Raw genomic sequence first — 22,941 nt, forward strand, 5'->3', positions numbered from 1 at the left:
CCTATTCGTTGGCCGCAAAGTCGAGCAGTATGGCGCCTTGACTGACGGTGTCGCCGGCCTGGAAGTGGAACGTCTCCACGCTGCCATCGGCGGGGGCGGTCATGGTGTGCTCCATTTTCATGGCTTCCATCACCATTAGCGGCATGCCTTTTTCAACATTAACGCCGGGCTCTACCAGCAATGCAACGACCGTGCCGTTCATGGGTGCGGTCAGCGTGGATTCTGCCTCGTGGTGACCGTGATCAATGGCATCGATGCGCCGCCAGAACAGGCGGGTTTCACCGCTTGGATTGGCCATCACCACTACATGACCGTCGCGTCGCGCCTGCAGGCGACGGCGGTGGCCATTCAAGGTAACCGCTACCGCATCGCCGGTGAGCGGCTGCAAACTCGCGGTAAGGGTTTCATCACCAATAGTGAGATTCCACAGTGACTCGCCAGGGCTGCGTTTACCTTCAACGATCACTACCGCTTCATCGCTATCGGGCGCTTGCGCACTTGCCGGGTCGCACAGCGCAATGCGAATGGTGTGCGGCGCGTTCAGGCGGAAGCCGTCGTGGCGATCCCAGGGCGAGTCGCTTTCGCACTCCTGAGCCAGTTGATTCAGGCCAATCAGCGCCGCGCTGGCGTAGGCGTTCATGCTATAAGTGCGGGGAGCAAACAGCGTCGCTTCATTGCGTTCTATAAAGCGGGTATCCAGCTCCACGTTCTTAAAACCGGGATGAGTCGCCAGGCGCATTAAGAAGGCGCGATTAGTGACAACCCCTTGAACATCCAGCGCTGCTAGTGCGCGGTTAAGCGTGGCCAGCGCCGCATCGCGGTCGGGGCCGTGAACAATCAGCTTGGCGAGCATGGGGTCGTAGTGCATCGACACCGTATCGCCACTCTCTACACCGCTGTCCAGGCGTACTTGGTCAGCGCTCAGGCCTGCGCCGTCTAAATCCAGCGCGAAACGGTTGAGCAGGCCGGTAGCGGGCAGGAAATCCTGATCCGGGTCTTCGGCGTAGATACGCGCTTCAAAGCTATGGCCGGTGATCGTTAGTTCGTTCTGGGTGCAAGGCAGCGGCTCGCCCATGGCGACGCGCAGCTGCCACTCGACCAAATCCTGGCCGGTGATCATCTCAGTGACGGGGTGTTCGACTTGGAGGCGAGTGTTCATCTCCATAAAGTAGAACGAACCATCAATGTCTAAAAGAAACTCGACGGTTCCCGCGCCCACGTAGCCGATCTCCTGGGCGGCGCGTACGGCAGCATCGCCCATAGCGCTGCGCAGCTCCGACGTCATGCCGGGGGCGGGGGCCTCTTCAATGACTTTTTGGTGGCGCCGCTGAACGCTACAGTCCCGCTCGAACAGGTAAACGCCGTTGCCGTGGCGGTCGCAAAATACCTGCACTTCCACATGGCGGGGCTGCACCAGATACTTCTCGATCAGCATCCGGTCATCACCAAAAGCAGCTTTGGATTCACGGCGGCAGCCATCTAATGCAGCTTGAAAACTATCGCCAGATTCAACTACGCGCATGCCTTTACCACCGCCGCCGGCGCTGGCTTTGAGCATCACCGGATAGCCAATGTTGTCGGCTTCACTGCGCAGCAGAGCGTCGTCCTGATCGTCACCATGATAGCCCGGCACTAGCGGCACGCCCGCATTGGCCATGCGCGCTTTAGCAGCGGATTTATCGCCCATGGCGGCAATGGCTGAAGCCGGCGGGCCGACAAAGGTAATGCCTGCTTCTTCAAGGGCTTTGACGAAGCTGCCGTTTTCAGAAAGAAAGCCATAGCCGGGGTGAATAGCACCAGTGCCGGTGCGTTTGGCAGCTTCGATCACCGCATCGATATTGAGATAGCTCTCCCGGGCAGCGGCGGGGCCTAAACGCACAGCCTCATCGGCTTCACGTACGTGGCGTGCGCTGGCATCGGCATCAGAGTAAACCGCCACGGTTTTCAGGCCCATACGGCGGGCAGTGCGCATTACGCGGCAGGCGATTTCGCCGCGGTTGGCCACCAGCAAGGTGTCAAAAGGCGTCGTGCGAGCGGCTTTTCCGGCTCTTTCGTTTTTTTCAATAGGGGGTGAATGACTCATGAGCGACGCTCCGAAGCGTGGGGTGTGTTATTAGAATCGGCCCAGGCGGGGCGGCGCTTTTCAAAGAAACTGGATAAGCCCTCTTGGCCCTCGTGGCTTACCCGCAGTTTGGCGATCACCTGGCAGGTATGCTCGCGGGTGGCGTCACTGTCAGGCGCTTGAGCGACCGAGGCCATCAGTGCCTTGGTGGCGCGCTGGGCCTGGGGCGAGCCGGCTAACAGGGTGGCCAGCATGGCGTCCACTTCATCGTCTAGCTTATCGTGCTCCACCACCAGATGGACTAAACCCAGCGCGAGCGCTATTTCGGCGTCCATGACTTCTGCGGTTAACGCATAGCGGCGCATCTGTCGCTCGCCCAGAGCCCGCTGCACGTAAGGGCTGATGACTGCGGGCGATAGGCCTATTTTGACTTCCGAAAGGCAGAATTTGGCTTTACCCGAGGCGATCACCACATCGCAGCAAGCGGCCAAACCCACCGCGCCGCCAAAGGCGGCGCCTTGCACACGGCAGACGGTAGGGCAGGGCAGCGTATCCAGGCCGTGCATGAGCGCGGCGAGCTTGCGGGAATCGGCGACGTTATCTTCCAGGTCGTAATCGACCATGCGCTTCATCCAGTTCAGATCAGCACCCGCCGAGAAGCTTTTGCCTTCTGAACCCAGCACTACCGCGCGCACATCGCCTGCTTCAGCCAACGTATGTAACTGGTCAAGGTGCGCGTTTAGCTCAGCGATCAGGCTGTCGTCAAAAGCGTTATGCACCTCGGGGCGGTTTAAGGTCAGGCGCGCCACACCCTCTTCTATAGTCAGCGTTGAGTAAGCCATGGTAAGACCCCCTTACATCCGGAACACGCCGAAGCGTGTCTCTTCAATTTCTGCGTTCATCGCGGCAGCTAAAGAAAGCCCTAACACATCGCGGGTTTGCAGCGGATCAATCACGCCGTCGTCCCATAAGCGGGCGCTGGCGTAGTAGGGGTGGCCCTGATGCTCGTACTGGTCGCGGGTGGGCTGCTTAAAGGCTTCTTCGTCCGCTTTACTCCACTCGCGGCCTTCGCGCTCATGCTGCTCGCGCTTAACCTGGGCCAGCACGCCTGCCGCCTGCTCGCCGCCCATCACTGAAATGCGCGCGTTGGGCCACATAAACAGCAGGTTGGGGTCATAAGCGCGGCCACACATACCGTAGTTACCGGCGCCGAAGCTGCCGCCAATCAGGACGGTGTATTTGGGTACCTTGGCGCAGGCTACGGCAGTCACCAGTTTGGCGCCGTGCTTGGCAATGCCCTCGTGCTCGTACTTGGAGCCGACCATAAAGCCGGTGATGTTCTGCAGGAAGATCAGCGGAATCTTGCGCTGAGCGCAGAGCTCGATAAAGTGCGCGCCTTTCACCGCGCTTTCGGAAAACAGCACGCCGTTATTGGCCACAATACCCACCGGGTAGCCGTGAATATGGGCAAAGCCGGTGACCAGGGTTTCACCGTAGTAGCGTTTGAACTCGTCAAAGTCGGAGTCATCGACGATGCGGCCAATCACTTCGCGCACGTCGTAGGGCTTTTTCAGGTCGGTGCCGACAATGCCGTACAGTTCAGCAGGGTCGAGCTTGGGTGGCTTGGGCGCTTGCATGGCGAGCTTGCCGCGCTTTTGCCAATTCAACCGCGACACACAGGCGCGAGCCAGCTGCAGCGCATGGGCGTCGTTTTCCGCGTAGTGATCGGCGACACCGCTGACCTTGGCGTGAACATCTGCCCCGCCCAGATCTTCAGCGCTGATGCTCTCGCCGGTAGCGGCTTTTACCAAGGGCGGGCCACCCAGGAAAATCGTGCCCTGCTCTTTAACGATAATCGACTCATCCGCCATGGCGGGTACGTAAGCGCCGCCTGCGGTGCAGGAGCCCATCACCACGGCGATTTGCGGAATGCCTTCAGCCGACATGGTCGCCTGGTTATAGAAGATGCGCCCGAAGTGATCGCGGTCGGGGAAGACTTCATCCTGGCGGGGCAGGAAGGCACCGCCGGAATCGACCAGATAGATGCACGGCAGGCGATGCTTGCGGGCAATCTCTTGGGCGCGGATGTGCTTTTTAACCGTGAGCGGAAAGTAGGTGCCGCCTTTCACCGTGGCGTCGTTAGCGACAATCACGCACTCCACGCCGGAAACACGGCCAATACCGGTGACCACACCAGCGGCAGGGATCTCGCTATCGTATATGTTGTGCGCCGCAAGGGCGGAAAACTCTAGAAATGGCGAACCTTCATCGATCAAGTGATCGATGCGGTCGCGTACAAACAGCTTGCCGCGGCTTTCGTGACGCTCGCGGGCTTTGGCACCGCCACCCTGGGCGACGGCAGCGGTCAGTTCACGCAGTTTGTTCACTTCACCGAGCATTGAGGCTTCGTTGGCCTGAAATACATCGCTACGCGGGTTGATCTGAGTGGAAATGGAGCTCATGACAGGACCCTGCTGAATTTAATTAAAGACTTTCGGTGAAGAGTTCGCGACCAATTAGCATCCGCCGAATCTCGCTGGTGCCCGCGCCGATCTCATACAGCTTGGCGTCTCGTAGCAGGCGCCCGGTGGGGTATTCGTTGATATAGCCGTTGCCGCCGAGTAGCTGAATGGAATCCAGTGCGACCTGAGTGGCTTTTTCGGCGCAGTAGAGAATCACCCCGGCAGCGTCTTTGCGGGACGTTTGGCCACGGTCGCAGGCACCGGCTACAGCGTATAAATAGGCGCGGCAGGCGTTCAGGGTGGTGTACATATCCGCCACTTTGCCCTGCACCAGTTGGAACTCACCAATCGACTGGTTGAACTGTTTACGCTCGTGGATATAGGGCATCACCACATCCATGGCGGCCTGCATAATGCCGATCGGGCCAGCGGCCAGTACGGTACGCTCATAGTCCAACCCGCTCATCAGTACGCGTACGCCTTTGCCTTCTTCACCGAGAATGTTTTCAGCGGGAACGGCGCAATCCTGGAATACCAGTTCACAGGTGTTGGAACCGCGCATGCCCAGCTTGTCGAGCTTTTGGGCGGTGGAGAAACCGGGCATGCCTTTTTCGATAATAAACGCGGTGATGCCTTTGGAACCGGCGTCTGGATCTGTTTTGGCGTACACCACCAGCACATCGGCATCGGGGCCGTTGGTGATCCACATTTTATTGCCGTTAAGGATGTAGTGATCGCCATTCTGCTTGGCACGCAGCTGCATCGACACAACATCCGAGCCTGCGCCGGGTTCCGACATGGCCAAAGCGCCCACGTGGTCGCCGCTGATCAGTTTGGGGAGGTACTTGGCTTTCTGTTCGGGGGAGGCGTTGATCTTGATCTGGTTAACGCACAAGTTGGAGTGGGCGCCGTAAGAGAGCGCTACCGATGCGCTGGCCCGGGAGATCTCTTCCATGGCGATGCAGTGGGCCAGATAGCCCATGCCGCTGCCGCCATCCTCTTCAGAGACGGTAATCCCCAATAGCCCCATATCGCCAAACTTCTTCCACAGGTCGTTAGGGAACTCGTTGTTGCGGTCGATTTCGGCCGCACGGGGGGCAATCTCGCTGGCAGCAAAGGCGTTGACCTGCTCGCGTAACATGTTCAGTTCGTCTTCGAGGCCAAAATTGAGTTCTGAGTAGTGTGAAAACATGGTCAATCACCTGTGCTGATTATTTGTGTTTGCTATCTGTAATTAGCCATCTGGGCTGGCGTAGCTGTGTCGGCTAATCGAGTTGGCGGACGCGTCAGTGCATAGTGGCGGAAGAGGGGGCTGAGGCTTTATCGGCCGAACTCGCGTGCTCTTCTTCGTTTTGTGTTTCTTGCGGCTCTTTCTCGAGTAGTTCTTCGAGCGCTTGGCGGCAGCGGATTTCAGCGCTTTCAAGCTCTAGCTGAACCATGGTGATGTCTTTCATTTGTTGATCCAGCGCCGCACGGCGCTCGCCTATTTTGCTTAGCATTAGGTGCAGCTGCTTTTTGCTGCCGCTGCGGGTTTCGTCCCAAAGCTCGAACAGTTCGCGAATCTCTGCCAATGAAAAACCCAGTCGCTTGCCACGAATGGTGAGCTTCAGCCGTACACGGTCTTTGCTGCTGTAAACCCTGGTTTGCCCGCGGCGCGTAGGGTGGAGCAGTTCCTGATCTTCATAGAAGCGAATGCTACGGGTGGTTAAATCAAACTCGTTGGCTAGTTCACTGATCGAGTAAGTTTTGCTCATGGTGACGTTCTCTCAATAAGGCGTTGTTCCCAATATATGACTCCTATGGAACACTGCCACTGAGGCTAAAACAAGTTTACGTTAACGTAAAGCAATTGTTGCTAGCAGTTGAAAAGCGTTGAAATCAGGTAAGTTGTTGATATTTATGTTTTGAAGGCAGTTATTAATTCAGGAGAATGTCGTCGATAGACCAAAGTTGTAATTGTATTGCTATAGCGACAGTTGCTAGTTTGCACATACACCTTACGTTCAGGTAAGGCAGTAGCAGCCGCTTTTGCCATGCCTGTAAAGAATTAGCACAACAACAATAAGAGGCTTGCCACTCTATGAGTGCAAACGATGTCCTTCAGGGACCTGTCCTCGAAACCCGAGGGCTGACCAAAGAGTTTCGCGGCTTCACCGCCGTGGACGATGTCAATCTCCAGGTACAGGAAGGGCATATTCACGCACTGATTGGCCCCAATGGTGCGGGTAAAACCACCGTATTTAACTTATTGACCAAATTTCTGCCGCCTACCCGCGGCGATATTTTGTATCGCGGCAACTCAATCACCAGTAAAAAATCCAACGAAATAGCCCAGTTAGGGTTGGTGCGTTCGTTTCAGATTTCTGCGGTATTCGCCCATATGACCGCGCTGGAGAATGTGCGGGTAGCGCTACAGCGAAAACTGGGCACCTCGTTTCATTTCTGGAAATCTGAGAAATCCCTGGATCACCTTAATGAGCGCGCGCTTGAACTACTGGAAGAAGTGGGTCTGCGGGAATATGCCGATACGCTAACGGTAGAAATGCCCTACGGTCGTAAACGAGCACTTGAGCTGGCCACTACGCTTGCGCTCGACCCCACCATGATGCTGCTTGATGAACCTACCCAAGGCATGGGCGCAGAAGACGTTGACCGCATCGTGGCGCTGATTAAGCGTGTCTCCCAGGGGCGCACCGTATTAATGGTGGAGCACAACCTGAGCGTTGTTAGCCGCCTATGTGATCGCATCACCGTGTTGGCGCGAGGCGCTGTTTTGGCTGAGGGCGATTACGACGCTGTCTCTCGGAATCCATTGGTACGCGAAGCCTATATGGGCAGCGATGCCGCGGAAGAGGATGGTTCTGAAAAAGAGGGAGCTGCCGTATGAATATCGCTGAGGCCGAAGCGCCGGTTGAAAACACGCAAAGCCTGGAAATGCTGCGGGTGCAGGATCTACACGCCTTTTATGGCGAGTCGCACATCCTGCATGGCGTCAATTTTGATGTGAAGCGTGGCGAGCTGGTGACGCTGCTGGGCCGCAACGGCGCCGGGCGTAGTACCACATTGAAATCGATCATGAACATGGTGGGGCGCAGAACGGGCTCTATTGTGATTAACGGTAATGAAACGCTGCATATGAAGCCGCACCATATCCCGCGTCTCGGGGTGGGTTACTGCCCGGAAGAGCGCGGTATTTTTGCAAGCTTGGATGTGCACGAGAACCTATTGCTTCCACCCACTGTGCGTTCCGGCGGTATGAGCCTGGACGAAATCTACGCCATGTTTCCGAACCTTTATGAACGGCGTAGAAGCCAGGGGACGCGGCTTTCCGGTGGTGAGCAGCAGATGTTAGCCATGGCGCGTATCTTGCGCACGGGTGCGCGCATGCTGCTGCTCGATGAAATTACCGAAGGGCTTGCCCCCGTCATTGTGCAGAAACTTGCCGAAGTGCTGGTTCAGTTGAAAGAGCGCGGTATGACCATTGTGCTTGTGGAGCAGAACTTTCGCTTTGCGGCGCCGCTTGCGGATCGCCACTTCGTGATGGATCACGGTCAGATTGTCGAAGAAATCAGCGCCGCGCAGCTGCCATCGCGTCGGGAACATCTCAACTCAATGCTAGGGGTATAACACACGGCTAGACACTTAAATGTTCATTCCGCCAACAGTTTCGCTGCTCACAAAACAATAATATTAATCAGTAATTTGCAGTACGCACTTTCACGACAGCTCAAAGACTACACAACAGCTCAAAAACAACACAACAACAAAGGCCTCCGGGCCAGGAGACGAATATGACCTTTATGAAAAAAACGCTGGCCGCCAGCATCGCCGTTGCGGCCGCTTCAAGCCTCGCCGTGTCTACCGCCCAGGCTGATATGAGTGATGGTGAAGTCCGCATTGGTTACCTGGCCGATATGTCCGGCACTTATCGCGACCTCGCAGGCCCCGGCGGCTTAACTGCCATGGAGATGGCGGTGGCCGATTTTGGCGGCAGCGTCAATGGCGCGTCCATCGTTATTTCCAGTGCAGATGATCGCAACAGCGCTGACGTCGGTGCGAATACCGTGCGTGGTTGGATCGATCAGGATAACGTCGATATGGTGGGCGGTTTAGTAGCGTCTTCTGTGTCCATTGCGGTGACCAAAGTGTTGGAAGAGAACAATGGCCTGGGTATCGTGTCCGGCTCGGCGGCTTCTAGCATTACCAACGAACACTGCACCCCTAATCATATTCACTGGGTCTACGACACCTATCCGCTGGCTAACGGTACCGCTAAAGCAGTTGTAGAGCAGGGCGGCGACAGCTGGTTTATGCTGACCGCAGACTACGCCTTCGGTCATGCGCTTGAAGCTGACGTCACCAAAGTAGTGGAAGAGAGCGGCGGTGAAATTGTGGGCGGCGTTCGTCATCCCTTCCCGACTAACGACTTCTCTTCGTACATTCTTCAGGCTCAGGGCTCCGGCGCGAAAATTATTGGCTTGGCCAACGCCGGTGCCGATACCGTTAACGCGATCACGACGGCCAGCCAGTTTGGCTTGACTCAATCTGGGCAGCAGCTAGCAGGCCTGTTGATTTTCTTGAATGACGTTCACGCCCTTGGCCTGGAAGCCACTCAGAACCTGCTGCTAACTACCGGCTGGTACTGGGATATGGATGAGCAGTCCCGGGAATGGGCACAGCGCTATTTCGATGAAGTAGGCCGCATGCCGACCATGGTACAAGCGGGTATCTACTCCAGCACCATGCACTACCTGAAAGCCGTTGAAGCCGCGGGCACCGACGACCCTGAAACCGTACGTGCGCAAATGGCCGAGATGCCTATTGAGGACTTCTTTGCCCGTAACGGCAGCATCCGTGAAGATGGCCGCATGATCCACGACATGTACCTGGCCCAGGTTAAAACGCCGGATGAGTCCACCGGTGAGTGGGATCTTTACGAAATCCTCAGCACCATTCCCGCCGAAGAAGCCTACCGCCCGCTATCTGAAAGCCAGTGCAAATTGGTGCAAAACTAATTTCCCGGCTGAGCTTGAGCCAGATAGCCATCGCAAGTGATGTGTAGAACCGGTTGGCGGCAAGTTGCCGCCAACTGTTTGAGGGCGAGGAGAGTCGCGTTATGACGATGATATTCGGCGTGCCAATGGCCGTCTTCATGGGCCAGCTAACTCTGGGTCTTGTGAATGGCGCCTTTTACGCACTGCTTAGCCTGGGCCTGGCGGTCATCTTCGGCCTGTTGAAGATCGTCAACTTTGCCCATGGGGCGCAATACATGCTGGGGGCCTTCGCCGCACTGTTGGGCTTTCGCTATTTGGGTATTAATTACTGGCTGGCGCTGCTGTTAGTGCCGCTAGTGGTTGGTGGTTTTGGGGTACTGCTGGAGCGTTTTTTGCTGCGCCGTATTGCCCATTTGGATCACCTCTATGGGCTGCTGCTGACCTTTGGTTTGGCGTTGATTTTTGAGGGCACGCTGGTCAACTTCTTCGGTGTTTCCGGGGCGCGTTACGCTACACCGGAGATCCTCCAGGGTGGCTTGAACCTGGGCTTTATGTTCCTACCGACATATCGCGCCTGGGTACTGGTGGCAGCGCTGGCGATGTGCCTGTTTACCTGGTTTATGATCGAGCGTACGCGGTTGGGTGCTTACCTTCGCGCAGGTACTGAGAACTCGCAGCTGATGCAGGCATTTGGCGTTAATGTGCCGCTGCTGATCACGCTCACCTATGGATTTGGGGTTGGTCTTGCTGCGTTTGCCGGCGTGTTGGCAGCGCCGCTCTATCCGGTATCGCCGACCATGGGGTCGAGTTTGTTAATCGTGGTGTTTGCGGTGGTGGTCATCGGCGGGATGGGCTCGATTCTAGGTGCCATTATTACCGGGCTTTCCATGGGCATCATCGAAGGGCTGACCAAGGTGTACTACCCCGAAGCCTCTAATACGGTGATCTTTCTTGTCATGATCCTCGTGCTCATGTTGCGCCCCGTTGGGCTGTTCGGTAAGGAGGCATGAACATGGCAGAATCTCAATCAATGGCGGCGCCATCCGCGGTACTGGAACGTCAAAAGCGGGCCAAGTTTCGCCGCAATATGTTCTATCTGGCGCTAATCGTGGTGGGTCTGGTCGCGCCGTTTTTGGCCTACCCCGTGTTCTTGATGAAAGTGCTCTGTTTTGCGCTGTTTGCCTGTGCGTTCAACCTGTTGCTTGGCTATGCGGGTCTGTTGTCTTTCGGCCATGCGGCTTTCTTGGCCACTGGTGGTTACGTAACCGGCTACCTGTTGGCAAGCTACCCAGGGCTGACGCCTGAGCTGGGTATTATCGCCGGGACTGTTCTAGCCACGCTGCTTGGAGTGGTGTTTGGGGTGCTCTCCATCAGGCGTCAGGGTATCTATTTTGCCATGGTGACTTTAGCGATCGCCCAGCTGGTCTACTTCATGTTTGTGCAGGCGCCGTTTACCGGCGGTGAGGATGGCTTGCATGGCGTGCCCCGTGGCGAACTGTTTGGGTTTATCAGCCTGAGCAGTAACCTGGCGATGTACTACTTTGTGTTCGCGATTTTTATCTTCGGCTTCGCGCTGATTCAACGCACGGTGCACTCGCCGTTTGGCCAGGTGCTAAAAGCGATTCGTGAAAACGAGCCCCGCGCGGTGTCGCTGGGCTACAACGCCGATGCCTATAAGCTAGTGGCGTTCGTGATCTCTGCAGGTTTAGCGGGCTTGGCGGGTTCCACCAAAACCGTGGTCTTCCAGCTGGCTTCGTTGACCGATGCGCACTGGCATATGTCCGGTGAGGTAATACTGATGACCCTGCTGGGCGGTGTGGGCACCTTGCTGGGCCCGTTAATGGGTGCAGGTATTGTGGTCAGCCTTCAGCATATCCTGGCGCAGTCGCCGCTGGGGAATTGGGTTAGCGTTATTCTCGGTATCATCTTTGTGGTCTGTGTGCTCAGTTTCCGTAGCGGAATAATCGGTGAGCTGGACAAGATGTATCGCAAAAACTTTAAGTAAGCGTTTTTATTAAATAGCACTCTCTCTGTCCGATTTTGGGCGCCGTTTGGCGCCCTTTTTTTGATTCTTTTATAAGGCCTACGCCTAAGGTCGCAAGCGTTGGCAGGTTGCTTGTAGCCGGGTAAATGGATAAGTTAACGTTAACGTCAATTATAACGACAACAGCAGTGCGCACGCGCATTTGCGGAGATACGCCATGAATTTTGAACTCAATGAAGATCAGGTCGCCTTTGCCGATATGGCGCGGGCGTTTGCCCAAAACGAGCTAGAGCCCCACGCTGCCGAGTGGGATCAAACCTCCTTCTTTCCCGTCGATGTGATTCGTAAAGCGGGCGAGCTGGGCTTCTGCTCTCTTTATGCACCGGAAAGCGTGGGTGGGTTAGGGCTTTCGCGGTTGGATGCCAGCATCATTTTCGAACAGCTTTCCATGGGATGCACCTCTACCACGGCCTATCTAACCATTCACAATATGGTCACCTGGATGCTAGCGGATTTCGGTACGCCGGAAGCGGTAGAGCAGTGGGGCGCAAGGCTGGCCACGGGTGAGCTGCTGGGTTCTTACTGTTTAACCGAACCAAACTCAGGCTCCGACGCCGCCTCGCTGAAAACCACTGCCAAGCGCGATGGCGACCATTACGTGTTGACCGGCAGCAAGATGTTTATTTCCGGTGCCGGTAGCACCGATTTTCTCGTGGTGATGGCGCGCACCGGCGGTGAGGGCGCCAGCGGCGTTTCGGCGTTTGCGGTTGATGCCAAGAGTGACGGCATTAGCTATGGGCGCAAGGAAGAGAAAATGGGCTGGAACAGCCAGCCCACCCGCATGATTACCTTTGAAGAGGTGCGGGTACCCGCCAATCATCTGCTCGGCAATGAAGGCGACGGTTTTAAAATCGCCATGAAGGGCCTCGACGGCGGGCGTATCAATATTGCTACCTGCTCTATCGGCACCGCCCAGCAGGCGATCAACAAAGCGCGGGAGTATATGCTGGAGCGCAAACAGTTCGGTAAGCGCTTAGCCGAGTTCCAGGCGCTGCAGTTCCGCTTAGCCGATATGGTCACTGAGCTGGTCGCTGCACGGCAGCTGGTGCGCATGGCCGCTACCAAGCTGGACGCTGGCCACGCCGACGCACCGACCTACTGTGCCATGGCTAAACGCTTTGCTACCGATGTGGGCTTCAAGGTGTGCGACGAAGCGCTTCAACTTTACGGCGGCAACGGCTATATCAAGGAGTACCCCATGGAGCGCTACGTGCGTGATACCCGGGTACACCGGATTCTTGAAGGCACCAACGAAATCATGCGGATGATCATCGCCCGCCGGGTGCTGGCAGACGGCGCCACCGAGCTGTAAATGACGATGAATAAGATTATGGTGGATACGATAGCGACGGATAAGGAATGCCAATGAGCAGCGTACTGTTTACCGAACACGCCACCCAAGACGGCCACGTAATTGCTGAGGTTAAGCTCAATGCCGAACGCTCGCTGAACGCATTAACGCTTGAGATGTGTGAAGAGATGCTGCCGCGCCTTCGCGACTGGGCCACCGACGAGCGGGTGGTCGCGGTGCTGCTGGATAGCGCAGGCGAAAAAGCCTTTTGCGCCGGTGGCGACGTGGTGAATTTGTATAAAACGATTACCGGCGAGGGCGACCCCAGCTTCCCCGAGCGCTTTTTCGAGACCGAGTATCGGCTCGATTTTCTACTCCATACCTACCCCAAACCGGTGATTTGCTGGGGCAATGGTATTGTGATGGGCGGCGGCATGGGGCTGTTAAGCGCCAGTAGCCACCGTGTCGTGACCGAGACCTCGCGTTTGGCAATGCCGGAAGTCACTATCGGCCTCTACCCGGATGTAGGCGCCAGCTGGTTTTTAAACCGGCTTCCCAACGGCGCAGGGCGCTTTCTAGCCATGACCGGCTGCCAGATCAATGCGCCAGACGCCGTTCATCTGGGTTTGGCTGACCGCTGTATCGCCAGCCACCACCGTGACGCCATGCTGCAGCAACTGACCGACGCACATTGGGGAGCCGGTGAGAATACCGATGCCAACGGGGTGGTTAACCGCATCATGCGTGAGCTTGAGCAAACATCCCAGCCCGTATTTGCCGAGTTGGAAGCGCCCGTATACCAGCACTCACCGCTGATTCGCGAGTTGATGGATCACGACAGCGTGGAGCAAATTGTCGCCGCTATTGCGGCGGTAAAAAGCGACAATCAGTGGTTTGGCAAGGCACAGAAAACGCTGGCCCACGGTAGCCCGGTGTCAGTGAAATTGATTGATGAGCAGCTAAAGCGGGCTAAACATATGTCGCTGGCAGAGGTGTTCCAATCCGAAATGTCGCTCTCGGTACAGTGCTGCCGACACCGTGAGTTCCCTGAGGGTGTGCGCGCACTGCTGGTCGATAAAGACGGGCAACCGAATTGGACGTATCCCGATGTGGCCTCGGTAGAGGAGAGCTTTATCAACGAGCTACTATCTTCCGCATGGTCGCAAAATCCGCTGGCGGATCTACGCTAATATAATCTTCCCATTACCGGCTAATAAGGATAATAAAATGAACACCATCGCATTTATCGGCCTGGGCAATATGGGCGGCCCCATGGCTGCCAACCTAGTAAAAGCTGGCTTTGACGTGCGCGCCTTTGATCTTTCTCAAGAGGCGCAAGAGACCGCCAAAGCGAATGGTTGTGAAGTGGCTTTCTCGGCCCAGGAAGCTGCCACCGACGCCGATTTTATTATTTCAATGCTGCCCGCCGGAAAGCATGTACGCGGGCTATATATTGAAGACGATGCGCCGCTGTTTGAAGTGATCAAACGTGGAGCGCTGGTCATCGACTGCTCTACCATTGACGGTGCCACTGCCCGAGGCGTTGCTGAAGAGGGCGAGAAGCTGGGTATCGGCTTTATCGATGCGCCGGTTTCCGGTGGCGTGGGCGGCGCTCAAGCGGGCACCTTGACCTTTATTGTAGGCGGCAGCGAGGTCGAGTTCAGGCTGGCCAAGCCGGTGCTGGAAGCCATGGGCAAAAACATCTTCCACGCCGGAGATCACGGCGCAGGGCAGGTGGCCAAAGCCTGCAACAACATGCTGCTCTCTATCCTGATGGCGGGCACCTGCGAAGCGATCAATATGGGCGTCAAAAACGGCCTGGATCCCGCGGTGCTTTCAGAGATCATGAAGCAAAGCTCCGGCGGTAACTGGGCGCTCAATGTTTACAACCCCTACCCAGGCGTCATGGAAAACGCACCGGCTTCTAAAAATTATCAGGGTGGCTTCCAGGTCGACCTGATGATCAAAGACTTAGGCCTCGCCATGGATGTCAGTCAGCAAAGCGCCTCCGCAGTCCCCATGGGCTCCGCCGCCCGCTCACTGTTCACCCTGCATAAAGCCAAAGGCAACGGTAAACTGGACTTCTCAAGCCTGATGCAGTTCTATCAGGATAAAGAGTGAGGTGTGAGGTGTGAGGTGTGAGGTGTGAGGTGTGAATGGTAAATGGTGAGTGGTGAATAGGTTTTGTAGCGCGTGGTAACGAGTAGCGAGCGCAGCGAGAAACGAGGCACCCGCGAGAGGGCGGCGAAGCCGCCCCAGCTATCCCACCGAAGCCACAGCTTGTCTCCGGCCTCAAGGGCGGGCAAACTTAAAGAAACTGCTCATATACAAGGACTACCATGATCACGCTTTGGGGCCGCAATAACTCCACCAACGTCAAGAAAGTGAGCTGGGTGCTAGAAGAGCTGGAACTACCGTTCGAACAGATCCAGGCTGGCTTGGAGCACGGGGTAAACAACACTCCGGAATATCTGGCCATGAACCCCACCGGGCTAGTGCCGCTACTCAAAGATGACGCCACCAACAGCGTGCTGTGGGAATCCAATACGATTATTCGCTACCTTGCCGCGCAGTACGGGCAAAGCAAGCTATGGATCGAAGCCCCCGCCGAACGGGCGCAGGCTGAAAAGTGGATGGATTGGTCGAACAGCACTCTGTCACCACGGCACCGCACGATCCTGATGGGCTATGTCAGAACCCCACCTGAAAAACGCGATAATGCTGCCCTTGAAGCGGGTATGCAGGCGTGTGAAGAGCTGTTTGAGTTGATGGATAACGTGCTGGCCAAGCAAGCGTTTTTCTCGGGTAATGAGTTTGGCCTGGGCGATATTGCCGTTGCACCCTTTATCTACAACCTATGGCATATCGGCTTAACCTGGCAGCCGCGCCCCAATCTAGAACGCTGGTACCAACAAATCGCTGAACGTCCCGCCTACCAAAAAGTGGTGGTGATTCCTGTTACGTGATGCTTGAATCTAAATAAGGTAAGCGCACTTGTAGCGTGTGGTAACGAGTAGCGAGCGTAGCGAGAAACGAGGCACCCGCGGGAGGGCAGCGAAGCTGCCCCAGGTAATGCCTAAAAGCTCGCCTCAACCTCCGCCAACTTATCATCCAGCGCCTGCAATACCTCACACTCCAACCCATGGCGCTGGGCACTCTCAATTAACGGCCCCAATATCGCCCCGCGCTCGGTGGGGCGTTTGGCCTCCACATCCTGCAACATCGAAGCCTTATTGTTTGCCGTGTTCTCCACTACCTGCCACACCAACGCCAACCACGCACCTTCACCGTTGCCATCATTGGGCGGCGCAATGCCCTCGGCCAACATAATCGCCGCGACTTCCTTTGCCACCGCCACCACACGGCCCGCATAAGTTTCACCGCGCAATTCACCGTTACGCACACCATTTAACGCCACCAGTGGGTTAATCGCCGCGTTCACCGCCAGCTTCTGCCACAAGCGTTGGCGAATATCATCCACCTTTGTGGCGGCAAGCCCTGCCTGGGTTAATGTTTGCGCCAGTTCTTCCGCCAGCGCACCGTGCTGGTTATGCAAATCGCCCACAAAGGTATGCCCGCGCCCCGCATGCACCACGCCATCATCACCGGTTAGATAAGCCCCTTCGGTTGTTGTCGCGCACAACACCGGCCCCGGCCACGCCTGAGTAATACGCGGCTGCGCCAAAAAACCGTTCTGCCACAGCACTAGCGGGGTAGAAGGGGAAATACAGTCAATAATGCCAGCCAACGCCGACTCAGCCACCATGGCTTTGGTAGTGATATGCACAAAGGCGGGCGGTACCGGCGTCTTTAATGCCAGTTGATCTATCGTCAACGAGTTTAACGGCAGCACGAGCTGTTCGCCTTCCGGCGTGGTCAGCATCTGCCGAGCAGGCAGCGCACGGCGACCGAGTAGGGTGGTGGCCGCTATAGGTGAAAGCGAATGGGCCAGCAGGCGGCCAATGGCACCCGGGCCGAGTATCCAGTGGGTAGTCATATCAAGCATGTACTCTACAGCGGCGTTGTCGCCAAGCTTACCGCGTTTGGTTTAGGGGCGCGAAGGTGAAAAAGCACGAGCAAAGGGGACTAATGGCTAGTGACGGTGGCAAACAATGTCTGATAAGTTTGATGCTAAGTGAATTTGGTGGGTGAAGTGGCCAATGCGTGACGGCGTGTTATGCCTGATGTTGTCATGAGGCATTATTAGATGGCTGCTTTCGACCCAAAGCGGCCCTTCCAGCGAAAGCGGCATGCTGATTCAGCCGTGTTATGCAGCCGGCACGATAATCTATGTTAGATTTTTGGGAGTGTCATGGCGTTATCCAAAGCCCAAATAGGCAAATGCGGTGAACTTCTAGTTCAGTACCGTCTCCTTTTGTGCGGAATAGAGTCCGCTCCAATGAGCACTGACACTGGTGTCGATCTCGTTGCTTTCTCTCCCAAGGATGGAGACGCCCGGACAATCCAGGTGAAGACCAATCATAAGGCAAAACCAGGTGGTGGGTCAGGTAAGGCGGCTTTGGATTGGTGGCTGCGCGAGGATTCTCCTGCTGAATTGGTTGCTTTCGTCGACCTTTCAAGTGAGCAGGTCTGGTTGATGACGCATTCTGAGGTTGAAAAAATTGCGCAGCAACACTCTGCTGGCCGTTTTCACCTGTACATGTACACCGACCCAACAGCGCGCCCAAGAAAACAGGATAGATTGAGCCATCAATGGGAGTTTCAACAGTTTCTTCTTGAGAATCATGTGCACAATACGTTCAAAATCTAACCATGCAAGCCACGGCGACGTCTACTCCATTGCGGCTTCGCCTCCATTCCGTAGCCGCGCGTGCTTAGCGGCGTTAGGCAAAAGGAACCATCGTGGATTTAGCATTGCAGATTTCTGAGCTTCTAGGCGGTATAGGCCAGTTTATTTTTAGTCTGGTCGCGGTGGCTCTCTCGATTCTAGCTTTTGTGAAAAAGAGATCCGATATCTTCCGATCTGAACTCGCAAAAAGTCAGTTTTTGGAGATGGGCTCGATAAGGACGAAACTGAGCGAAATATTTTTCGATATCTACTATGTCGCTCAGTTTAAAGGGCAGCTGGATATGATGAAGTGGTCATTAGAAGATTTCCGGCGCGAGTGTCCGGATCAATGGAAGCAGTTTACTCGCTACCAGGAAAATTCACTCGACCTTTTCTATAAGTTTATGACACCAGAATATTATCTTTTCCCCAAATGGGTTTCGGCTGAAAAGGTGTTGTCTCATTTTGAAGAAATGAAGAAGTTCGCACCGTTCACTATCTATGCGACGGGCAGCAAAACTTCAGAGGATTTAGAGAACTACCAGACTAAAATCATTGCTTTGATCAAGTATATCGATGTAGAGCTGAGCAAGCATGCCTAACCAGTGCAGGCACGGCGACGCCCACTACATTGCGCCTTCGGCTCCATTTCATGGGCCCGCATGCTGCAAACGTTAAGCCCAATGGAGTTCCGCAGATGAGCAAGTATGGGTTGAAAGAAGCAATTGATGAGCATATGCCATTTATTGACGAGCATCTGCAAAAATTGAACGTACCGATATTTGATCGCTTTATGCGTGCTGCATATTTGTTTGTGGATGTTGCCATAATCGATTCAAGTTATGAAAGCAAAGAGGAGCTTTTAAAGAGTACAGCGTTTATTGAAGGACTAATCCCTTTAGTCAATGACTGGTATTGGGATAGATATGGAGAGTTGGCTAAAAATCCAACTAATAGAATTTACTCGGGACTTATTACTCCTTATGGGCATCCTGTTTTAGTCAAGATTCCAGCAACTACAAGTAGAGTAGAAGTGCCAAATGAAACAGCATGGCTTACTTTTCCTGACTGCTTGAGCAAGAATGAATCCATAGGAGATATGGCTCAGACCAAGATTGATTTAGACAAGCTCCCTCCAGAAGAGATGGATAGGTTATCAACCGAGTTTAGCGAAATAGTTTCTATGACTCGGAAAATTAATCTTAATTTAGGTTCGGCGGGTGGTATTGACAAAGAAGCAGCCAGCATGGCGGACGGTATATGGGGGCATATAGAAAAATCTATTGTTGATATCTTGTCATTTCAAGAACCTCAAGCATCAATTGGTTGCTGGGAACTACATCTGGCAATTGAAAAAACCTTAAAGGTATATTTAAAACAAATTTATGGTTCATGGGTATTTGGCCATGACCTAAACAAATTGAGCAACAAGATTAATAATCATGATGCGAGTTTAGATTTTTCTGTAATTCAGCTGCTTCCAAGTGACAAAGACGCTATTAAGTTGAGGTATTCTGAGCTTGTAAAAAATGTAAGTGAGGCGGTGGATTATTATAAGAAAGCATTGCGATTAATTGAGAAAGTGACAAGTAAGTACGAGAGAAAGTACTCTATCAATAATGCATCTTTTTTGTTAAAGATGGCGCCGTGGGCAAAATGAGGCTTAACAAGTTGCTGCACGCGGAAAAATTACTCGCTACGCTCCTAATTCTCCGGTGAGTAAGGCGTTATATCAGAAACGACTAAAAGGCAGCTTCTGGCCGATAGATGTCTCCATACAGGCCGCCAAAGCCCGTTTGACGCTCTTTGACCGGGGAACTAACTTCACAGTTGGTACCCCCGGATAACAGCAAGAACAACCCCGATGGAGGCATGCAATGAATATTTTTCCGTGCCGGTATGGCCAGTACCGCGGGCGGTTTCTGACAGGTGCCATTTCCCTTGGCTTGCTCACCGCACATTCATTCGCTTACGCGCAATCCACAGATTCGGATACGATACCGCGGCTGGAGTCCACGGAGTGCGTGACCGAGGCGCTCACGGAACTCGGCGCCGACTGCTACACCTTTCATGGTCATGAGAATTGGGATGACCCCGGCGACAACCGGATTCAGGTGCCCGTGGCGGTGATCGAGCCGGAAAACGGCGATACCGACGAGGTGCCGGTCTTTTTCTTCCCGGGTGGGCCGGGCTACTCCTCGCTGGGTCTGCGCGACTACATGGAACAGCTCCGCAAGGATATCGGCAACCGCACGCTTGTGACGATGGATCACCGTGGTTTCATTCATAGCGAGCCGACGCTGGAGTGTTCCGATTACGCGGTCGTGTCGCCGTACCACAACATCATCCACACCCCGGCGATAGCCTCGTCGCTGAAGCCGATGGAGCGCCTGGAGGCGATCACCAGTGAGGTGGAGGCGTGCTACCAGAAGCTTTCCGACGAGGGCATCGACGTTGCCCAATACAATCAATATGCCGTAGCGCGTGACGTCGACGAGATACGCCAACTGCTGGAATACGACGACATCGATGCCTTCGGCTCCTCGACAGGTAGCGGCACCGTGCTCTCTTTCATTCAGTACCATCCGGACAGCATTCGCGCCGCCATCCTCGGTTGGCCATGGTTCAACCATCTGCGCAACCGGGCGCCCGTGGATGAGTTCTACACTGCCAAGCAGATATTCACCGATACGCTGGCGCTATGCGCCGCCGAGGACGAGGCGTGCCGCGAGATGCTGCCCAACTGGATGCTGGCAGTCGACAGGGCACGTCGTACCCTGGACAGCCAGCCCTACATTGTCGATGTCGGCGGCGACGCCGGCGATAGCATAACGCTCTACTTCGACGGGGCCGCCTTCCTCGACACGCTCTATCTGATGCTGCCAGGGGCCTATGCCGAACTGCCCAGCCTGCTCGCCGATATCCAGGCGGGCGACTACACGCGTTTGAAAGAGTTCTTCCTCATCGACGCTTACGACCCAGAACCGGAAGCCCCTAACTATGCGCTGGGTTACTTCCTTGCCCATGTCTGCAGTGACATGGGCACGAACCGGCCCACACGCGAAGACTCGATCGCCGCGGTGCAGACTGAGCCGGCGATCTTGGGCTTCGAGCCCCCGTGGGTCTGCGGGTGGTGGGGCGAAGACGGCAATGTGCCCGTCGAACACAACGATCCGCCGGTATCAGATACGCCGGCTCTGGCCATTCATGGCCAGATGGATCCCTGCTGTGGAACACGTTGGAGTGAGCATGTCCGCCAAACCATGCCCAACCTGCAGTTCGTCGAGTATCAGGGGCTAGGCCACAATCCTGTCAATGAGTGCCGTTCGACCATGATTAGCGCCTTTCTTGATGATCCATACGAGCCCATCGACGACAGTTGTAAGAATGAAGTGGCGTTGGATCCCTGGGTGATCGAGCCGCCGCAATAGTGGAGATGAGTGGCATTTTATGTCACACACACCACTGCGTTTTAAACAGAAGCCAGACCTTCGGTCAGTGTCGCTGGCACGACCGAAGCCTGGGCCACAATTTTTAACAGGCGATCCCCGCGTACTTGTATCGGCTGGGCTTCAACGTGAAGTATTGCTTCTGAGTGGCCGCTCTTGGCCGAAATAAGAATGATCGAGCATAGGTGCTATCGACCCTGAGCGGAGGTAACGAGGAATGGCGCAGGCGCGCGAATTTTGGCTATACTGCCTATTGAAAATTAATAGCCAAAAAAAATCATAGGCTTGGGAGAATGTGGCGGGCTGCATTTGCCGGAAAAAAGTGCCAGCACGTTCATTCAATCATAGAACACGCCGTCTAATACGCTGTTGGGCGCTGATGAGGCGGAATCAGAAACCATGACTAGCGGAGGGACGTTGGAGACACGAGCCCGAGTTGTCGACGAGTCGAGATATAAGAACCCAGATAATGATCCTCGTGGGCCGTGGCTTGCCACAGATGTTACTGCCCCTTACGAGCGTCCAGCTCTTGTCTACGAATGGCACGGGCACCTGCCGCCGCCAGGGAGATGCTGGCGATTTGCCGCTGCCCGAGCAAAAGAACTAGAGAAAGAGGGCAGGATTTCCATCGGGCCTAATGGCCGTCCTCGATTAAAACGATATCTTGACGAGGTCCGTTCGCAAAGGGTCGCCGAAGAGGAGGCTGTTACGCGTAGCAGCCTCGAGCTACTCCTTCGCCGTACGATGGGCGCGGTCGCTGAACATATAGCTCGCCATCCGCAAAGTCTCCGCCACGTGGAGTGGAGAGATTTAGAGCGCGCTCTAAGAGAGGTTTTTGAGGGCCTCGGCTTCGATACTATTCTCACAAGGTCAGGTAAAGACGGAGGGTTTGATCTACGCCTTGAGTACGGAGAATTTAGTCGGCGTCAGGTTTTTCTAGTTGAAGTAAAACACTGGTTGCCGAGCGGGCAAAAGCCAGGAGAGAAGGTGGTTTCCGCACTTGTGGACGTCGTTGCAAGAGCTGGTGATGACGCTACTGGGCTCATCTTGTCTTCATCCGGCTTTACGCAAGAAGTGATGCGTGGGCGAGCCGAGGTCGAGCAGCACTCAGTTCGTATTGCTGGTCAACAGAAGATCGTCTCGCTATGCCAGGAGTACGTTCGAAGCTCAAAGGGAATTTGGGCTCCGGCGCGTGAACTGGGAGACATGATCTTGACGGATACATGGTAACACGAGGTTATTGAAACGTATGAAGACTCAAGTGGCCCAACAAGCGCTTGCAGTCGACGGGCTGGCGCCCGCGGCTGAAGCAAGGCGTTAGCTTGCAGGAGAATATATGGACTGGTTGGCGTTTTGGTCAGAAATAATTAAGGCACTGAGTTGGCCGGTCGCTGTTGTTGTATTGGCTGCAATTTTCAAGAAGGAGCTTCCGGCTATACTTCGAAATATAAAACGGATTAAGGCTGGAGGTGTTGAGATTGAAAGGCTAGAGAAAGTGGCCGAAGCAGTCGAGAGTAAGCTTGACGAAAGTGATGATAATGAGGAAGACGATCAAACTAACGATGCCGTTCAGATAAATCAAGCAGAGCAAAACGTCTTATCCGCAATAATTAACAGTCGATTTGCTATGCGTTCTATTACAGGTGTTTCAAAAGAAACAGGCCTAAATAAGGCTACCGTAAACCGCACATATTCGGACTTGATCGCTAAGGGGTTACTTGAACAAACAAGAAATAGCGAGGGCAGGTTGCGCTGGTATCCCACAAATTTGGGACGTAAGTCGTTGGCGCGCACAAGCTAACAAGGCGCTGCTAGGAAAATTTACTCGCTGACGCTCCCAAATTTCCGCA

At 54.9% G+C, this 22,941-nt stretch carries 21 protein-coding genes; 15 read left to right on the top strand and 6 right to left on the bottom strand.

Annotated elements, in window-relative coordinates:
* Nucleotide 1: 1 nt before the first annotated feature.
* From RO22_RS11150 to RO22_RS11170, 5 genes are all read right to left on the bottom strand, one after another.
* The gene (locus RO22_RS11150; protein ID WP_052475602.1) at nt 2-2,083 is read right to left on the bottom strand and encodes an acetyl/propionyl/methylcrotonyl-CoA carboxylase subunit alpha; all 2,082 of its coding nucleotides are present in this window, start codon (nt 2,081-2,083) and stop codon (nt 2-4) included.
* Entirely contained in the window at nt 2,080-2,904 is an 825-nt protein-coding gene (locus RO22_RS11155; protein ID WP_041158352.1) for an enoyl-CoA hydratase/isomerase family protein, read from the bottom strand. The genes RO22_RS11150 and RO22_RS11155 overlap by 4 nt, the downstream gene beginning before the upstream one ends.
* Nucleotides 2,905-2,916: 12 nt before the next feature.
* Entirely contained in the window at nt 2,917-4,524 is a 1,608-nt protein-coding gene (locus tag RO22_RS11160; RefSeq protein ID WP_035578659.1) for a carboxyl transferase domain-containing protein, read from the bottom strand.
* Between the two features lie 22 nt (nt 4,525-4,546).
* Nucleotides 4,547-5,716, bottom strand: a complete 1,170-nt coding sequence (locus tag RO22_RS11165) for an isovaleryl-CoA dehydrogenase (protein ID WP_041158353.1) — start codon at nt 5,714-5,716, stop codon at nt 4,547-4,549.
* A 94-nt stretch (nt 5,717-5,810) separates the two neighbouring features.
* Nucleotides 5,811-6,278 (bottom strand): MerR family transcriptional regulator, encoded by a 468-nt coding sequence (locus RO22_RS11170; RefSeq protein ID WP_022523812.1) that lies wholly within the window; start codon nt 6,276-6,278, stop codon nt 5,811-5,813.
* Nucleotides 6,279-6,604: 326 nt separating this feature from the next.
* Between RO22_RS11170 and RO22_RS11175 the strand changes: the two genes are divergently transcribed.
* From RO22_RS11175 to RO22_RS11215, 9 genes are all read left to right on the top strand, one after another.
* A complete protein-coding gene (locus tag RO22_RS11175) occupies nt 6,605-7,411 on the top strand; it encodes an ABC transporter ATP-binding protein (protein WP_022523811.1) in 807 nt (268 codons plus the stop codon).
* Nucleotides 7,408-8,151 (top strand): ABC transporter ATP-binding protein, encoded by a 744-nt coding sequence (locus RO22_RS11180; RefSeq protein ID WP_027959156.1) that lies wholly within the window; start codon nt 7,408-7,410, stop codon nt 8,149-8,151. Before RO22_RS11175 ends, RO22_RS11180 begins: the two co-directional genes overlap by 4 nt.
* Before the next feature lie 164 nt (nt 8,152-8,315).
* Complete coding sequence (locus RO22_RS11185; RefSeq protein WP_009286462.1) at nt 8,316-9,539, top strand: ABC transporter substrate-binding protein; 1,224 nt, start codon at nt 8,316-8,318, stop codon at nt 9,537-9,539.
* 101 nt (nt 9,540-9,640) lie between these two features.
* On the top strand, nt 9,641-10,528 hold the full coding sequence (locus RO22_RS11190) for a branched-chain amino acid ABC transporter permease (RefSeq protein WP_027959158.1): 888 nt from the start codon (nt 9,641-9,643) through the stop codon (nt 10,526-10,528).
* Between the two features lie 2 nt (nt 10,529-10,530).
* Nucleotides 10,531-11,523, top strand: coding sequence for a branched-chain amino acid ABC transporter permease (locus RO22_RS11195; RefSeq protein WP_035578664.1), 993 nt, complete (start codon nt 10,531-10,533; stop codon nt 11,521-11,523).
* 196 nt (nt 11,524-11,719) lie between these two features.
* The gene (locus RO22_RS11200) at nt 11,720-12,874 is read left to right on the top strand and encodes an acyl-CoA dehydrogenase family protein (RefSeq protein ID WP_041158354.1); all 1,155 of its coding nucleotides are present in this window, start codon (nt 11,720-11,722) and stop codon (nt 12,872-12,874) included.
* Between the two features lie 53 nt (nt 12,875-12,927).
* Nucleotides 12,928-14,043 carry an enoyl-CoA hydratase/isomerase family protein gene (locus RO22_RS11205; protein ID WP_041158355.1) on the top strand — a complete coding sequence of 372 codons (1,116 nt, stop codon included), beginning with the start codon at nt 12,928-12,930 and terminating at the stop codon, nt 14,041-14,043.
* Between the two features lie 37 nt (nt 14,044-14,080).
* On the top strand, nt 14,081-14,974 hold the full coding sequence (mmsB, locus tag RO22_RS11210; RefSeq protein WP_009286467.1) for a 3-hydroxyisobutyrate dehydrogenase: 894 nt from the start codon (nt 14,081-14,083) through the stop codon (nt 14,972-14,974).
* Nucleotides 14,975-15,192: 218 nt separating this feature from the next.
* Nucleotides 15,193-15,819, top strand: coding sequence for a glutathione S-transferase family protein (locus tag RO22_RS11215; protein WP_041158356.1), 627 nt, complete (start codon nt 15,193-15,195; stop codon nt 15,817-15,819).
* Nucleotides 15,820-15,929: 110 nt separating this feature from the next.
* Here RO22_RS11215 and RO22_RS11220 read toward each other — a convergent pair whose 3' ends face one another.
* The gene (locus RO22_RS11220) at nt 15,930-16,850 is read right to left on the bottom strand and encodes a ketopantoate reductase family protein (RefSeq protein WP_041158471.1); all 921 of its coding nucleotides are present in this window, start codon (nt 16,848-16,850) and stop codon (nt 15,930-15,932) included.
* A gap of 402 nt (nt 16,851-17,252) precedes the next feature.
* On the opposite strand from RO22_RS11220, the gene RO22_RS11225 reads away from it, so the two are divergent.
* The 6 genes from RO22_RS11225 (at nt 17,253) to RO22_RS11250 (ending at nt 22,892) form a co-directional block, all read left to right on the top strand.
* Nucleotides 17,253-17,624: a hypothetical protein gene (locus tag RO22_RS11225; RefSeq protein ID WP_152618907.1), complete on the top strand. Its 372-nt coding sequence runs from the start codon at nt 17,253-17,255 to the stop codon at nt 17,622-17,624.
* Nucleotides 17,625-17,716: 92 nt separating this feature from the next.
* The gene (locus RO22_RS11230; protein ID WP_041158358.1) at nt 17,717-18,244 is read left to right on the top strand and encodes a hypothetical protein; all 528 of its coding nucleotides are present in this window, start codon (nt 17,717-17,719) and stop codon (nt 18,242-18,244) included.
* A 95-nt stretch (nt 18,245-18,339) separates the two neighbouring features.
* Nucleotides 18,340-19,302, top strand: coding sequence for a hypothetical protein (locus RO22_RS11235; protein ID WP_041158359.1), 963 nt, complete (start codon nt 18,340-18,342; stop codon nt 19,300-19,302).
* Nucleotides 19,303-19,519: 217 nt separating this feature from the next.
* A complete protein-coding gene (locus tag RO22_RS11240; protein WP_084625319.1) occupies nt 19,520-21,073 on the top strand; it encodes an alpha/beta fold hydrolase in 1,554 nt (517 codons plus the stop codon).
* Nucleotides 21,074-21,835: 762 nt separating this feature from the next.
* A complete protein-coding gene (locus tag RO22_RS25310) occupies nt 21,836-22,321 on the top strand; it encodes a restriction endonuclease (RefSeq protein ID WP_411906330.1) in 486 nt (161 codons plus the stop codon).
* A 106-nt stretch (nt 22,322-22,427) separates the two neighbouring features.
* Nucleotides 22,428-22,892 (top strand): MarR family transcriptional regulator, encoded by a 465-nt coding sequence (locus RO22_RS11250; RefSeq protein ID WP_041158361.1) that lies wholly within the window; start codon nt 22,428-22,430, stop codon nt 22,890-22,892.
* Nucleotides 22,893-22,941 lie beyond the last annotated feature (49 nt).

Origin of the sequence: Halomonas sp. KHS3, assembly GCF_000830495.1 — a bacterium.
Lineage (GTDB): Bacteria > Pseudomonadota > Gammaproteobacteria > Pseudomonadales > Halomonadaceae > Vreelandella > Vreelandella titanicae.

Excerpts from the sequence above, each read along its gene's own strand:
- RO22_RS11150 (WP_052475602.1), bottom strand. The coding sequence starts at position 2,083 with ATGAGTCATTCACCCCCTATTGAAAAAAACGAAAGAGCCGGAAAAGCC.
- RO22_RS11155 (WP_041158352.1), bottom strand. The coding sequence starts at position 2,904 with ATGGCTTACTCAACGCTGACTATAGAAGAGGGTGTGGCGCGCCTGACC.
- RO22_RS11160 (WP_035578659.1), bottom strand. The coding sequence starts at position 4,524 with ATGAGCTCCATTTCCACTCAGATCAACCCGCGTAGCGATGTATTTCAG.
- RO22_RS11165 (WP_041158353.1), bottom strand. The coding sequence starts at position 5,716 with ATGTTTTCACACTACTCAGAACTCAATTTTGGCCTCGAAGACGAACTG.
- RO22_RS11170 (WP_022523812.1), bottom strand. The coding sequence starts at position 6,278 with ATGAGCAAAACTTACTCGATCAGTGAACTAGCCAACGAGTTTGATTTA.
- RO22_RS11175 (WP_022523811.1), top strand. The coding sequence starts at position 6,605 with ATGAGTGCAAACGATGTCCTTCAGGGACCTGTCCTCGAAACCCGAGGG.
- RO22_RS11180 (WP_027959156.1), top strand. The coding sequence starts at position 7,408 with ATGAATATCGCTGAGGCCGAAGCGCCGGTTGAAAACACGCAAAGCCTG.
- RO22_RS11185 (WP_009286462.1), top strand. The coding sequence starts at position 8,316 with ATGACCTTTATGAAAAAAACGCTGGCCGCCAGCATCGCCGTTGCGGCC.
- RO22_RS11190 (WP_027959158.1), top strand. The coding sequence starts at position 9,641 with ATGACGATGATATTCGGCGTGCCAATGGCCGTCTTCATGGGCCAGCTA.
- RO22_RS11195 (WP_035578664.1), top strand. The coding sequence starts at position 10,531 with ATGGCAGAATCTCAATCAATGGCGGCGCCATCCGCGGTACTGGAACGT.
- RO22_RS11200 (WP_041158354.1), top strand. The coding sequence starts at position 11,720 with ATGAATTTTGAACTCAATGAAGATCAGGTCGCCTTTGCCGATATGGCG.
- RO22_RS11205 (WP_041158355.1), top strand. The coding sequence starts at position 12,928 with ATGAGCAGCGTACTGTTTACCGAACACGCCACCCAAGACGGCCACGTA.
- mmsB (WP_009286467.1), top strand. The coding sequence starts at position 14,081 with ATGAACACCATCGCATTTATCGGCCTGGGCAATATGGGCGGCCCCATG.
- RO22_RS11215 (WP_041158356.1), top strand. The coding sequence starts at position 15,193 with ATGATCACGCTTTGGGGCCGCAATAACTCCACCAACGTCAAGAAAGTG.
- RO22_RS11220 (WP_041158471.1), bottom strand. The coding sequence starts at position 16,850 with ATGACTACCCACTGGATACTCGGCCCGGGTGCCATTGGCCGCCTGCTG.
- RO22_RS11225 (WP_152618907.1), top strand. The coding sequence starts at position 17,253 with ATGAGCACTGACACTGGTGTCGATCTCGTTGCTTTCTCTCCCAAGGAT.
- RO22_RS11235 (WP_041158359.1), top strand. The coding sequence starts at position 18,340 with ATGAGCAAGTATGGGTTGAAAGAAGCAATTGATGAGCATATGCCATTT.
- RO22_RS11240 (WP_084625319.1), top strand. The coding sequence starts at position 19,520 with ATGAATATTTTTCCGTGCCGGTATGGCCAGTACCGCGGGCGGTTTCTG.
- RO22_RS25310 (WP_411906330.1), top strand. The coding sequence starts at position 21,836 with ATGGGCGCGGTCGCTGAACATATAGCTCGCCATCCGCAAAGTCTCCGC.
- RO22_RS11250 (WP_041158361.1), top strand. The coding sequence starts at position 22,428 with ATGGACTGGTTGGCGTTTTGGTCAGAAATAATTAAGGCACTGAGTTGG.